The sequence below is a fragment of the Nitrosomonas sp. Nm58 genome (assembly GCF_900107335.1).
Classification (GTDB): Bacteria; Pseudomonadota; Gammaproteobacteria; order Burkholderiales; family Nitrosomonadaceae; genus Nitrosomonas.
On the sequence record NZ_FNPQ01000052.1, the window covers coordinates 1 to 13,362 of the forward strand.

General features: G+C 47.7%; 17 protein-coding genes. 2 read left to right on the forward strand and 15 right to left on the reverse strand.

Annotation, left to right across the window (positions count from 1 at the left end):
• Nucleotides 1–5 precede the first annotated feature (5 nt).
• The 11 genes from BLW34_RS13250 to BLW34_RS13300 form a co-directional block, all read right to left on the reverse strand.
• Nucleotides 6–209 (reverse strand): hypothetical protein, encoded by a 204-nt coding sequence (locus BLW34_RS13250; RefSeq protein ID WP_090580514.1) that lies wholly within the window; start codon nucleotides 207–209, stop codon nucleotides 6–8.
• A gap of 23 nt (nucleotides 210–232) precedes the next feature.
• The gene (trbJ, locus tag BLW34_RS13255) at nucleotides 233–1,033 is read right to left on the reverse strand and encodes a P-type conjugative transfer protein TrbJ (protein WP_090580517.1); all 801 of its coding nucleotides are present in this window, start codon (nucleotides 1,031–1,033) and stop codon (nucleotides 233–235) included.
• 17 nt (nucleotides 1,034–1,050) lie between these two features.
• A complete protein-coding gene (locus BLW34_RS13260) occupies nucleotides 1,051–2,457 on the reverse strand; it encodes a TrbI/VirB10 family protein (RefSeq protein ID WP_090580557.1) in 1,407 nt (468 codons plus the stop codon).
• A gap of 12 nt (nucleotides 2,458–2,469) precedes the next feature.
• Nucleotides 2,470–2,937, reverse strand: coding sequence for a conjugal transfer protein TrbH (locus tag BLW34_RS13265; RefSeq protein ID WP_090580520.1), 468 nt, complete (start codon nucleotides 2,935–2,937; stop codon nucleotides 2,470–2,472).
• Between the two features lie 2 nt (nucleotides 2,938–2,939).
• Nucleotides 2,940–3,848, reverse strand: coding sequence for a P-type conjugative transfer protein TrbG (gene trbG, locus BLW34_RS13270; protein ID WP_090580523.1), 909 nt, complete (start codon nucleotides 3,846–3,848; stop codon nucleotides 2,940–2,942).
• A 14-nt stretch (nucleotides 3,849–3,862) separates the two neighbouring features.
• A complete protein-coding gene (locus tag BLW34_RS13275) occupies nucleotides 3,863–4,627 on the reverse strand; it encodes a VirB8/TrbF family protein (RefSeq protein ID WP_256203803.1) in 765 nt (254 codons plus the stop codon).
• Entirely contained in the window at nucleotides 4,624–7,161 is a 2,538-nt protein-coding gene (locus BLW34_RS13280; RefSeq protein WP_090580526.1) for a VirB4 family type IV secretion/conjugal transfer ATPase, read from the reverse strand. The genes BLW34_RS13275 and BLW34_RS13280 overlap by 4 nt, the downstream gene beginning before the upstream one ends.
• Nucleotides 7,158–7,469, reverse strand: a complete 312-nt coding sequence (locus BLW34_RS13285) for a conjugal transfer protein TrbD (protein ID WP_090580529.1) — start codon at nucleotides 7,467–7,469, stop codon at nucleotides 7,158–7,160. The genes BLW34_RS13280 and BLW34_RS13285 overlap by 4 nt, the downstream gene beginning before the upstream one ends.
• Nucleotides 7,470–7,486: 17 nt before the next feature.
• Nucleotides 7,487–7,882 carry a TrbC/VirB2 family protein gene (locus BLW34_RS13290; protein WP_090580532.1) on the reverse strand — a complete coding sequence of 132 codons (396 nt, stop codon included), beginning with the start codon at nucleotides 7,880–7,882 and terminating at the stop codon, nucleotides 7,487–7,489.
• A gap of 21 nt (nucleotides 7,883–7,903) precedes the next feature.
• Entirely contained in the window at nucleotides 7,904–8,863 is a 960-nt protein-coding gene (trbB, locus tag BLW34_RS13295; RefSeq protein WP_090580535.1) for a P-type conjugative transfer ATPase TrbB, read from the reverse strand.
• Nucleotides 8,864–8,945: 82 nt separating this feature from the next.
• On the reverse strand, nucleotides 8,946–9,308 hold the full coding sequence (locus BLW34_RS13300; RefSeq protein WP_090541776.1) for a helix-turn-helix domain-containing protein: 363 nt from the start codon (nucleotides 9,306–9,308) through the stop codon (nucleotides 8,946–8,948).
• A 392-nt stretch (nucleotides 9,309–9,700) separates the two neighbouring features.
• Between BLW34_RS13300 and BLW34_RS13305 the strand changes: the two genes are divergently transcribed.
• Together BLW34_RS13305 and BLW34_RS13310 are read left to right on the forward strand one after the other, a co-directional pair.
• Complete coding sequence (locus BLW34_RS13305) at nucleotides 9,701–10,765, forward strand: ParB/RepB/Spo0J family partition protein (RefSeq protein WP_090541780.1); 1,065 nt, start codon at nucleotides 9,701–9,703, stop codon at nucleotides 10,763–10,765.
• On the forward strand, nucleotides 10,762–11,127 hold the full coding sequence (locus BLW34_RS13310; protein WP_090580539.1) for a KfrB domain-containing protein: 366 nt from the start codon (nucleotides 10,762–10,764) through the stop codon (nucleotides 11,125–11,127). The genes BLW34_RS13305 and BLW34_RS13310 overlap by 4 nt, the downstream gene beginning before the upstream one ends.
• A 106-nt stretch (nucleotides 11,128–11,233) precedes the next feature.
• On the opposite strand, the gene BLW34_RS13315 is transcribed toward BLW34_RS13310, so the two are convergent.
• The 4 genes from BLW34_RS13315 to BLW34_RS13330 form a co-directional block, all read right to left on the reverse strand.
• The gene (locus tag BLW34_RS13315; RefSeq protein WP_177166044.1) at nucleotides 11,234–11,539 is read right to left on the reverse strand and encodes an integrase core domain-containing protein; all 306 of its coding nucleotides are present in this window, start codon (nucleotides 11,537–11,539) and stop codon (nucleotides 11,234–11,236) included.
• Nucleotides 11,536–11,781, reverse strand: coding sequence for a hypothetical protein (locus tag BLW34_RS13320; RefSeq protein ID WP_143037933.1), 246 nt, complete (start codon nucleotides 11,779–11,781; stop codon nucleotides 11,536–11,538). The genes BLW34_RS13315 and BLW34_RS13320 overlap by 4 nt, the downstream gene beginning before the upstream one ends.
• Before the next feature lie 383 nt (nucleotides 11,782–12,164).
• Nucleotides 12,165–12,440 carry a hypothetical protein gene (locus tag BLW34_RS13325; protein ID WP_090580548.1) on the reverse strand — a complete coding sequence of 92 codons (276 nt, stop codon included), beginning with the start codon at nucleotides 12,438–12,440 and terminating at the stop codon, nucleotides 12,165–12,167.
• Nucleotides 12,441–12,513: 73 nt separating this feature from the next.
• Nucleotides 12,514–13,056, reverse strand: a complete 543-nt coding sequence (locus BLW34_RS13330; RefSeq protein ID WP_090580551.1) for a hypothetical protein — start codon at nucleotides 13,054–13,056, stop codon at nucleotides 12,514–12,516.
• Nucleotides 13,057–13,362 lie beyond the last annotated feature (306 nt).

Below are 13,362 nucleotides of genomic sequence, written 5' to 3' on the forward strand. Positions count from 1 at the left end.
AACAACTATTTTGCTTTTTCTAATTCAATTGGGTTACCCGTTTCATCTACTGGCCCGTTAATAGTCCATCTAATTCCAGGTGGCATTTCACTTAATTCTTTCTTAGGCTCCTTCAATTCAAGCTTGCCATCGCCATCCTTATAACACCCTGACAACAGCAATAAAGACAATAAACAGATCACTACAATACTCAAATCACTCTTTTTCATCATTCTCTCCTCAGATTAGTGTTTTAAAAGGCATCTCTTACAGACCAATTCCTACCAGCAGGTAATATCTCAGGACTTAATCGCTTGGTCGCTGCCTCACGCGCAGCCTGTTGCATGGCCTTTTGATCTACTTCGGCCTGACTTTGCGTATTGGTGGCATTATGCTGGACAATCAGCATTTGACGCATTTGCAGCAACTGGTTGGCCTGGTACGCGGCCAATTGATTGGCATATTGCAGGGCTTCCATTTGTCCCTGGGCAGACTCGGTTCTTTGTTGCAAGACTTGCAGGTGCGCGGCATCCAGTGGGATCTGGTTTTGATGTTCGCTCAAGCCGCGCAAGAGCGAATCATTAGCGTTTTTTTGTGCATCCGTACTGGTATTTTGTCCGTCCTGCAGCAGCTTCCAGGCGGTATCGTTGCATTTTCCCTGCAAATCAAAACAAGGTGAACTACGATAATATTCAACATTGCGAAACCGCTGCATATAACCATCCAGTCCGCCGTGCTGTTGCTCATAATAGCGTATGGTATTGGTCAGATAGATTAGCTTGTTCATCGAATATTGTGCTTGCGCCCAGAGATAGGCAGGTGGAGCCATCGTATTCCGGATCATGTTTTCATATTGCATCAGCTGAGTCTTATACTGCTCTATTTGCCTCAGCGTCTGTTCTACATTCTCGATGGCGGTAACGGTGGTTTGTTTTACATTTGCCATATCAATGACAGCCATTCCTCCTGCTTGGATAACCGATGAATAACCGGCATCACCCAGCATAAATAGCATTCCGATCAACTGAGCAGCTAGCTTTTGTCTGTTCCTCATGTTTGATCCCTCCTGTTTTAATAATCAAATGCTTGATACGGTTGAGAGAACTTCATGTCTTTGGTAACGATGATGTTGAAGCGATAACCCGGCCTGATTTCAAGTGTAGGTGAGATATTCAGGTTCTTGCGAATAAGATTGGCAGCTACCAATCCCAATTGCTGACCCAGCGATTGGCTCATGATGCTACCGGCGTTTTGCCGCCCGAACGCACCCCCTGAATCACGCTGGCTGTATGCCGAACCGGCGACAATGGCCGACATAACCAGGGCTGAACCAAAGATGCGCAGGTAGTGGTTATTGATCTGATCTTGAAATCCAGCATAACCCATTCCGTCAGCACCCGGCATGGCGCCAATATCCATGGTTTTTCCATCCGGAAAGATGATGCGCTGCCAGGCGACCAGCACACGTGCCTGACCAAATTCGACTTCGCTGGAGTAGGTGCCGACTAGCCTGGATCCCTGTGGAATCAAACGCCATTTGCCAATCGGGGAATCATAAATATGCTGGCTGACCTGCGCCATGATCTGCCCCGGCAGGCTGGAATTAATACCGGATATCAAGGTTGCCGGTATTACAAATCCTGTTTGCAGAACATAAGGTGATGCAGGTTTTTGCACTTCGCTCTTCAATTTCCAGCGTTCCTCGCCACCCGCTGAATCAAAGCGCGAATAATCTTGAGCCTGTCTGTCCACCTCGTCATCCAGCAAACGAGGGGCACCATCGTCCATGAATTCATCACCCCTCCCCGCTCCCATTCCTCCGACCACACTCGCCCCCCCATCCTGTCGCAACTGCGCCAGACGCGCATGATAGGCAGCCGTTGGATCTTCACGCAGATTTGCCTCCATCTGTTGACGCACTGACACCAATCTGGCCAACATTTCCTCACGTGTTTCAGTTGCACTCGTTCCGGTTAAATCCGGCGATGATCCGGTACTTCTGGGTGCCACCACATTCACATTTGTTTTGGCCTTGATCGCTTCTTCCAGTTGCTGGCGTTTCAGCATCCGAATATGTGCAATATCCGCTTGAAGCGATGGATCGGATGCATTGAGTGATGGCGGCAAAGGCGGCCTATCCAGATCCGAGGGTCGCTCAATGATGATCCCCTGCATCGATGATTTAGAGGGTTCTGGAATCACCGGTGGGGTTTTAGATTCGATGATGCCGCCAACATAGTCTTTGGCGATGAGTGAGGCAAAGGAGTGGCTCGATTGGACATCTTTGTCGCCATCGTGATCAAAATGACCGCGCTCAGTGGCACGATTCATGGCAACCATCATCATGAGCAGCATGAATATCAGCATGATCGCGCCAAAGATGACAATCGGGAGGTTATTGACACGCCGCACACCTGCGCTTCTTGCGACCCCATCCGGGGATGAATCAGGCGACAGGAGTCTTGAATTGGTTGACATCATCCCTACCCCCTATTCTTTTCTGACCCAAAGACCCGCAGGATGAATACTGTCAGCTTGCACTATAAATGCACGCGACAAGCGCATATCATCAATCATGAGTTTGATGTGATACAAATCACCCGACCGGTCAATGACATAACTCAGGATCAAACCTTTCTGCAGCTCAGTTTCGGACTGATGAGGCGCAGCAAATTTTTGCCGCTGAATTGGTTGCTGAGTCGCTTCCTGAACCGCAAACCCTTCGAGACGAAGATTTTCTATCAAGGCATGGCCAAACGGATCATTAACCGTATGACTCAGATTAAACTGCGTATTGGCCGCCGGATACAGGCGCATTAATTGGGCGGTCACATCATCGGCCATCGCTTTGCTGGTTGCGAGTGACGGATTTTGAATAAAATTGCCATAGGGTTGCGTTGCACACCCGACCTGAAGCAATAGCAGGGACAAGGCAAGAATTAAAGTACTGAATCGCATGATCAATTCCCCCGCGTAATCATGACCCGGCTCTGATTACCGCCCACACCCGCAATTAAAATAGCCTTATCGAACACGGTATCCACAATATAGCGGTCGCCCTGCAAACGATAATTCACCGTCACTGTTTCATCACCGCTAAAAATGCCGCCTTCCTTGCTCAATAGCAGCAAAGTCGGTGCTTCTGTCTGCGCCATGATGGCAGGCATTTGTATGATGGTTTTCTGGCCATCGTTATAGACACGCAGCGGCTTCCAGGCAGCATTGCCAGACACCGCATACGCAAAATCCAGATTGCCCAGATATTCTCCGGTTTCAGGAAGGGTGCGTGATTTTTTGATGTCCCTGGCATGGCTTTCCTTATTCCTAATCGCATCCCATTTAGCCAAGGCATCTTCCGGATAAATGAAACTGACTCTCGGCATGAAATCGCGCCGATGGGATCTGAGACGCATGTGGTACGTGCGCCGGTTGGTGGTCACTACCAAGGATGTTTCCAGGCCCACATCCATGGGTTTGACAATCAAATGCTGCACCTCCGTAGAACCCTGGCCGGTTACTGCCGGTTCTATTAGCCAGCGCGCCTGATCGCCCAGATGAATCGAATTGACCTGCTCACCCGGCTGCAATTCGATATCGCATACCTGCAATACGGCACAGACGATGCTGGGTTGCTGTGAACCAAACAGAAAACGAATTGATCCATCCGGTCCTGCCACCGGCTTTGTACCCGCGGGGTTGACTGCCTGCCATTTCTTGGCCAGATCAATGGCGGCACGTTCCTGTGGAGTTAATTGAGGATTCTTATCGGTGAAATACGCTTCAGACAGGCCATTAGCATAGCCTGGTGCAGCGAGTCCAATGGAGAGAATCAGCGTGCTCAGCGCACTTAAAGAGCGTAACGACGTCATGATGAGGGATCCCTTTAGGTTTGTTTCGACCAGGAGAAATCCTGGATATAAATGCCCAGCGGGTTATTTCGGATCTGTTCTTCCGTCGTGCTTTGTGTGGTCGGCTTGTTATAGACTCTAAGCAAAGCACGCATCTTGAAAGGGGGCTCGGTTAAGTGCCCTTGCCGGTCATAGACTTTTTCCAGCCAGTCGACCTGCCAGGTCTCCGGTGATTGGGGGATCACCGATATGATTTCAATACTCACCGTCTGTGTTTCCGCACGTTTGAAAGGACTGCTTGCCTCATGACTATTGAACCATTCGTTGGCTTTCGCCGTGGCGGGATCATTATTGGACAGCATGGCATACGCACGAAAGATGGCGCGCCGTTGCAAGGCGATATCCGGTGTCACCATGCGCAAATCATTGATGAATGCGGCAACGGATGCATGGACCACACGCTGATCGGCCACCGCAGCGATATCCGCACGCGAAACCGCGATCGCTTCCCCCAATTGATTGACCTGCACCACATAGGGGATGAATTTGGATTGACTGCCGATAGCAATGACTCCCCCTACCCCTGCCAGCGCAATCAATAAACAAAGAAGTGCCAGCATTTGCCACATATTGCGCGACGCATGAACCTCGCGCATGTGATCATTCCAGGTGCGCCGCGCTGACAGATAAGGATTCACATTCTCGCCCGTGCGACGCCCCCCTTCCATCACACTGTCATTAACACGCATAGGCTCAGCCACACCCGGCTTCGACTTGAATAGTCCGATGATCCTATTCATGCGGCAACGCCATAATCAGATAATGTTAATCCTTTGATCGCCAGCCATTCTTGAACCCACTTGTCGCCATACTTCTCATATAGATTCTTGATGGCTGCAATCGATTCTTTGTCCGTGGATCCCACAAAAGCGAGCGCCAATGGACCCAGTGCCAGGTCATAGAGTCGCCTGCCGTTCTCGGACACGGTGTAATATTGCTGTTTGGGAATGGCAGAAGCCAGAATCTCGATCTGGCGTGAATTGAGACCCATGCGCCGATAGAGTGCTGAGGCCTCTTCATCGCGTGCAAATACATTGGGTAGAAATATCTTGGTGGCAGTGGATTCGATAATAACATCGAGAATGCCGCTGCTGGCCGCATCCGACAGGCTTTGGGTCGCCATCAACACCAGACAATTGTTTTTACGCATGACCTTGAGCCATTCCCGAATCTTGGCGCGAAACGCCGAATGGCCCAGCATCAACCAGGCTTCATCCAGAATGATGGCGGAAGGCTGACCATGCAGGCTGCGCTCGATACGCCGGAACAGATACAGCAGAGTCGGTAGCGCGTATTTCTCACCGAGATTCATCAATTCTTCGATCTCGAATGTGGTGAAGGTCGACAAATTTAATCCATCCTGCTCGGCATCGAGCAAGTGCCCCATCATGCCGTCGATGGTGTATTGCCGAAGACACTCGCGTATGGCTTCATCCTGGATCGTCACCAAAAAGTCTGACAAGGTTTTTGAACCGCTTTGATGCATATTGGCGATGGCCTGACTGATTTCGTTGCGCTGCAAAGGCGTAACGGTGATGCCATTGAGCTCCACCATCAAACAAATCCATTCCAGCGCCCAGGCACGGTCTCCCTTGGTGTGCAAGAACTGCAAGGGGCAAAAAGACAGTGATTCATCATCCCCTGCCACCGTAAAATGCTGACCCCCCACTGCGCGGGTCAACGGATACATCGATAGCCCCTTGTCAAAGCAAAAAATCGACATGCCCTGGTAACGCCTCAATTGCGCGGCAATCAACGCCAGATGCGTGGATTTACCCGCTCCGGTGGGACCGAACATAAAGGTGTGGCCCAGATCGCGTACATGCAGATTCAGCCGGAAAGGGGTTGCCCCTTGCGTGACACAGTGCATCAAGGGCGGTGAATTGGGCGGATACATCGGACAAGGCGCTGTTGGCTTACCTGTCCAGATGGTATTGACCGGCAATAAATCCGACAAATTCATAGTGTTGATGAGGGGTCTGCGCATATTCTCAACCCCGTGGCCTGGCAGGCTACCCAGATAGGCATCCATGGTGTTGATCGTCTCGACCCGTGCAGCAAAGCCCAGATGATTGATTGCTTTCTCAACCCCGCGTCCGGCCTCTTCCAGCGCCGCCCGGTCTTCCCTCATCAGCACAACCACACTGGTATAGTAGCCTTGGCCGACAAAGCCGCTATGGGTTTCAGCAATGGCGGACTGCGCATCATCAACCATATTGAGTGCGTCTTCATCGATGTGGCTGCTTTGCAGGTTAAACACCTGGTCAAAGAAGCCCCGGATTTTTTGTTTCCACCGTCTGCGGTATTTCTCCAGATGGTTGACCGCTTCATGCGTATCCATAAAGATAAACCGCGATGACCAGCGGTACACCCCTGGCAATTCAGACAGCAGATTCAACATGCCAGGCGAGGATTCCAGCGGAAATCCTTCAATCGATACCACCTGAACGAAATTGCGGCCAATTTTAGGTACGACCCCGCCCCACATTTCCTGACCACCGAGCAAGGTATCCAGATACATTGGATTGGTAGGCAGCACCATCGGATGATCCCGGCCGGTAATGCATAATTGCAGCCACTGTAGAAAATCATCCTGTGTGAGGGTTGTATCATCTTCATTCACCAGCTTGCGGCTTTTTAAGCGCGACAGATGAAATACGCTGGACAACCTGGATTCAAAGTTGGCACACTCGCGCTGGAAATATTCCAGCAATCCTTGTGTTCTGGCTTTCTGGCTGGGTTCCTGACTATCATCATCAAACATGAGTTCAACGAACTTGCGCTGCGCCAGCAGGGGCGGCAGATAGGTCAGTGATACGATGAAGCAGCTCTCGTATAGGGCGCCGATGCGTTCAAACAGATTGCGCCGCTCCTGATCGATGGCAGCGCTAATGGGATCAGGATAATTGGATAAGGCTTTGTCTGAATAAGCTAACGCCGGTTTGCGAACGGCGTCCACATGGATCATCCAACCATTGCCCAAACGGGATAATGCCTGGTTGATGCGAAATGATACCTGTTCACGCTCAATATCGGTGCTGCTGGCGGTATCATCGCCACAGAATATCCAGGCGGCCATTAATGCACCGTTCTTACCGACAATCACGCCATCTTCCACCATCGCTGCGTACACCAGCAGATCGGCAAAACCCATTTCTTTTGAGCGATGTTTATCCAGTCTTAATTCTTTTCCCGCATCACGAATACGCAGAAACAGCATCAGAAGCAACAAAGCACCACAAACTGCGATGAAAATGGCAATAGCGGCAATCATGAGTGCCGTTTCTCCTGTGTGAGCGTATTGTCATAAAAAGGGGTGCTGCGCGCCGGATAGTATTTTTTGTATTGAATCTGGCGCAGGTACACATGACGCAATTGCGGATCATTTTTTGCCATCAGTCGCAGTGCAAACAGCGCAAAAAACCACAGCACTAACCCAAAGATCGTGGCCTTGATTTCCATGGCCACGAAGATGGATGTGGCTGCAATCAGGATAGAAAACATGACCAGTTCGCGGTCACCGCCCATAAACAGATTAGGGCGGTTTCCCGATTGGCGGATAGGTAGGGTTCGTAGTGCCATAGCAGCCTCCTGTTTGACTAACTTTGAACGATGCCTTCTTCTGACTTAAAGATTGTCTGGGAGGGCTCTCCCGGAATAACCGCGCCCTGGAATAAATTGGTCATGATGTTGTTCGCACCCACCAGTAACGCCATAACCAGCACAATAAAAATCAGGGTACGGAAAAAAGCATTGAGCTCGCCACCAAAGATCAGAATGCCGCCTGCCACCACAATGCCGATGATCGACAAGGTAAACGCAACGGGGCCGGTAACGGAGTTTCTGAGACTAACCAGCCAGGTTTCATAGGGAAGCGCACCCCCCGCACCAACGGTTGCTTGTGCGTTTTCAACTGAGAATAGAAGAACGAAAAAAATAGCGACTGAGAACAAACAACTGAATGGAGGGACGCCCTTGATACGAATTAGCTTCATTGACCGGTTCCTATGAAATGGTTACAGCTTGTTGATTTGGTAACTTCCTTTTTTAAAACCTTGTACTTCGATAATTTGCTGGATTTGTCTGCCATGCGGCGTGCGCGTGATATGGACCACCCTATCAACCGCCTCCGCGATTAATGGCATGATCTCTTTCGGTGCGGAAGGATTGCGTGAAATAAGGGATTCCAGGCGGGTGAGTCCTGACATCGCATCATTGGCGTGCAGTGTGGCAGCCCCGCCCTCATGACCGGTGTTCCAAGCATCCAGCAAATCCAGTGCCTCCCCTCCCCTGACCTCACCCACCAGAATGCGATCCGGACGCATACGCAAGGTTGTTCTTAACAGTTGCGTCATGTCGACATCGAGCGTGGTGTGATATTGGACGAAATTCTGGGCGGCGCATTGGATCTCGCCGGTATCCTCGAGTATGAAGATGCGCTCATCCGGGTCATTGAGAACCATTTCATTGATGATGGCATTGATCAAAGTCGTTTTACCTGACCCCGTGCCACCCACAACCAAAATGTTGCGATGCTTGCACACGGCATCTTTGATCACTTCAGCGTGTTTTGGCGACAGCACGCCGGTTTCCACATACTGCTCGAGCGTAAAAATCTGAATGGCTTTTTTACGTATGGCAAAAGTGGGCGCGGTAACAATGGGAGGTAATTGACCGGCAAAGCGTGAATTATCGAGGGGAAATTCACCCTCGATCATCGGATTGAATCGATTGATTTCCTTGCCGTGGAAACCCGCTACCGTTTTGATGACCGCCTCAACCTGGGCAGCCTGGATATTTCCGATATGTTGTATCTTTTGACCCAGCTTCTCTTGCCAGATACGACCATCGGCATTGACCATGATTTCAACCGTTTCGGGATCTTGCAATGCAGACAGTATTTCCCTTGCATCGCGCTCCAGCTTGCTCTTTGCCCGGTCTCTAACGGTTGTGATGTTGGGTAATTGATCTGACATGGTTATATCGGCGCAGCAATAAATAAATATTGCACGCTACAATATAACAATAATTAATACTATGCAATCTATTTCTATTGTTTCATTTTAATTTCTTTATGATTTCCCGGTTTTCACGATCCCACTGCGCGACCTGGTACGCCTGAAACTCACTCAATATAGCGCCCTTCCAGACAAACCCCTTGGCCAGATGTCCGGCACTGCCCTCTGCCAAGATGGCTCGTTCTGCTGCGCTCATATCCGAATTGTCAAACAACAGTGGCAGCGGCGTATCGAGCGCTTTGGCAATCGCTTCTATGATTCTGAGTGATGGATTGGCTTTGTCATTGGTCAGTTCAGTAAAAAAAGAGATTGAAATGCCTGCCTTTTCTGCCAGCTGAGATTTGGTTAGTTTCTTCTCGCGCAGAATCCTTAAAATGTTTGTGGTTAGAATTAAATTATACATAGCGTAATTGCCGCTCCCTTAACCGTTAAGTATTTGTCCTCTCGTTTATTTTATATCTAATACCCATTATTGTATTAAGGATAGGGCTCATGACCATGGGTAAAATATACCATTCCCCCGTCAAATAGCTATTCAAAACAGATAGAATAACGCCTGGTCGCGATGTTTTTATTCTGACTCATAACCAGATCAATATATTGACTTAGGAGGGCATTTTTGATTATGTTTCTGTCGGTTCCTTTGCTTGCTTTGAGCAAGTTATCTTTAACTGAGAAGATAACCCCCTCTTCACTTAAATTGGGAGAATGATAGTCATGATATATTGCATCTAATCGTTACAGAATGCTGTAATCCAAGGAATTACTTTTTAAAATAAAGTAAGCATTAAATCAATGGTCATAAAGAAAACTTTATCCGAAGACGCGAATAAAGCACCTGCCGTATTGGGCGCAAGTCAGATCCCGCTTGATTTGATTATTGAAGATGTCACACAACCCAGAAAAATATTTGATCCGGCATCCCTAGCTGAATTAACAGAAACGATTAAATTGCGGGGGGTAAAAACGCCCATATCCGTACGGCCTAATCCGGACAAACCGGGAACCTATATTATCAATCATGGCGCCAGAAGATATCGCGCCAGTAAAAGTGCGGAGCTTAAATCAATACCCGCCTATATTGATGCCGATTACAGTCTAGCGGATCAGGTAGTCGAAAATTTGCAGCGCGATAATCTGACATCACGTGAAATCGTTGATTATATCGGGCGTGAGATTGCTGCCGGTAAGACCCATGAACAGATAGGCAAAAGCATCGGCAAATCTGCTTCCTATGTGTCATTGCATGCAGCGGCGCTGGATTTACCCGATCCTATTGCCGAGCTGTTTAATTCCGGGAATTTGACAGATATAGCCGCCATATTTAATCTGAAAAAGATATTCAAAACCTATCCATTGGAACTGGTCGATTGGTTGAAGTACAGCCGACCAGAAGACATTACGCGCTCTAAAATACAACAGTTCAGGAAATTTCTGGAATCAAAGGTCGATGAAAAAAGTATTGTGGAAGAATTAACGCGCCAAGCGCCTTACCCCGCTACAGATAGTCTTGAGACCCAAGCAGAAAAAAAAGAACGCAGCCATAAATCCCCCGCCGATCAACTGCTCATCTATATTTATGTACGTCTAAAGAAAAGAACGCATCAACCACAAGACATCATGAGAAAACTATCTGATGCGCAAAAAACAATGATTTCCGATACGCTAAAAGCCTACTTTATTGCCGGTCAGAAGTGCAAAGATCTTTTTCACTCTATCTTAGATTCATTGAAAGACGGCGACTTTGATGGAACAGGTCGCGGTGCTTTTAATCTGACCGCCTTCTTTTTTGGCGTAAACAAAAAAGAATTTGACCTGGAAATGATCATTCAAGAAGTTTATCTCAATTTATCCAAATGAAACGACGCCTCCTAGTCATGAACGGACAGAAGATCCTTCAGAACTTTAATGATAATGAATGGAGGACGACCGGATTAATTAAAAAAGCTGAGGAAGGTATCAAGCCAGGTATCTATAATATTTATTTGGCAAAAATGGCTGTAACAAATAATAAAGGCTATGAAGGTTTACTTCTCTTTATCGATAAACAAGAAGGTCTTGTTTATCAACAAGTGAACAAGGAATTCATATCACATAAACTGGAATTATTTAACTCTCCCCCACCCATTGGTAAGAATGTTTCTATTCAGTACGACGCTCAAGAGAAATTGAATCTGATTAAGATAGATACGGCTAGCAACAAAAGAATGCATAAAATATAATTAAAAATAGCGCATCATAATATCTGTCTGAAGTGGTTCCCTATAACTGGACAACCTGAAAGAAAGTTAAGCTCTGACATGTGTAGTTAAACGTAGTTAAACAGGTTCAGGCAACCTGATTGATTCTTTGGTGATTGTAGTAGACTTCATCAGGCGTAAGGCTGTCAAGGCTTTGATGAAATCGTTCTTGATTGTACCATTCAAACCATATGGATAAATTCTGTTTTACCTCCTTCAGGTTATTGAATTCTCTGGTATATAAAAGCTCGTACTTAACTGTCCGCCATAATCGCTCAACAAAAATATTGTCATAGTAGCAACCCTTACCATCCATGCTGATCTGGATATGATGATTCTTCAATATCGAAGTAAATGCTTCGCTGGTGAACTGGACGCCCTGATCGGTATTCAAAGTGTTTTCATTAGAGAGGATGCTTTCTTACGCCCTAACATCATCCCTTGGCGCTGAAACCAGGTAGCATAACTGCGTGAGCCATATTGTGGCGTTTTCAGGTATTGCTCATCCATCATGCGCAGCAGAACCAGATCAGCATTACTGATCGGTTGCGGTTGATAGTAATAGGTCGAACGTGCCAGATTCAACAACTGGCATTGACGAACCTGGCTAAGACTACCATGGGGCTCAATCATCACTTTGCGTTTTGCAAGACTTAATAATTGAGCTTTCTAGCTAAAAAATCGCGTTCAACCGTCAATTGACCAATAACCCGGTGTAGGTCATCTGTTGTATGTCGCTCCTTATTGGAGACAGTATTATCTTTAGAAAATAACTCGGCGGCTTGCTCAATGAGCTGCCGTTTCCAGCTATTGATCTGTGTGGGATGTACATTATAGCGCGCTGCTAATTGTGGGACAGTTTCATCACCGCGTATTGCTGCTAGCGTAGCGCTAGTTTTGCTTTGAATTCACTCGAATATTGTGTGCGCTTTTTACTCATCCTCATTAAGCTCCTTTTTAATTTTCCTAGAGCTTAACAACCTGTACAGTTTTTGGGTACCACCTCACAGTGGCGTGGATTAAATTGTTAACACAAAACACGCGAGGTCTGAAGATTGAGCGATTACATGACCAACACCCCAATTTGATGAGTCCGAAAGCTCAAGCAAGGTTGAGTTGGGCTTAGGTAGAATAATTCCTACGCTATCGCCCGTCCAGGGGACTGCTGGAGCGCACGGGATGAATACCCCCATGCCCGCCCCGTAATTGCCCTGCAGCGGCCCACTATGCACGCCCAAGGGGACGGTTTGCGCCCCACTCTCCCCCGAAATTCCAACGGGCGGGGCGCCTGGCATTTCTCCCGCGCTCCATTGCTTCTACCATTCTGCCAGCGCACTGATGACCGTCTATTACAGCATCTTTTCCTGGCTAACGGCATTCCCAAAGGATAACGCCATCAACGACATCATTTACCGTCTCGTATTTAGAAGCATTAATCAGAGAAATCAAGTTGTGATTGATCAGACTAACTGTTCTCTGCTGATCAGAGGAAATGAGGCCATTTTGAAAACTACATTCTTTATTCAGCCAGATTTGCGGGTAGGATTTGATTCTGTGACCCTGGGACACCAGAATCTCTGCAACATAAGGAAATGCATCGCTCAAAGACGGATTCCATTCAATTTTTTTCAAAGTGTGTAGATTCCCCAACAACGCCAATATCGGTGTCTGACTGACTTGATTTGCCAGATTTTCAGCCATCCATCCGTCCCGATTGACGCCTTGTCCCAATCCTCCATCGATGGCGATTAATTTCAAACAACTGCCCCTCCTTTTCATTCTAACCAGATCATTAATCAATGAACGGATGGGAAGATGGTCGATCATCGTGGGAATCTCAATATCCGCTACAGTTACCCTACCCTCTACGATCTCATCAAGAATTGTCTGTTGATTGCTGGCAATCTCCAAGGCAACCGATAGGCATTTATCTTGCTGTAAATATCTGGATATTAGCTCTTGGAAAAATTGGGTAGATTCAGGTCGCTTATGACGTTCACCAATGATCGTAATGCTGTAAGGCTGTAAGGCTCCAAGCCTTCTACAATCCGTTTATGAGTCTCGGTTGGATGAGCTTGGAATGAAGAAAACAGGATAACCATCAAGAAAAGGAAGCAAATACTTTTTTCTTCCGGCTTTGCAACTGCAGAATAACCTAACTTCATGCTTTACCGCCTCGCTTTCCGCCACTCCCAGGGTGGGACTTGCTGAGCTTCC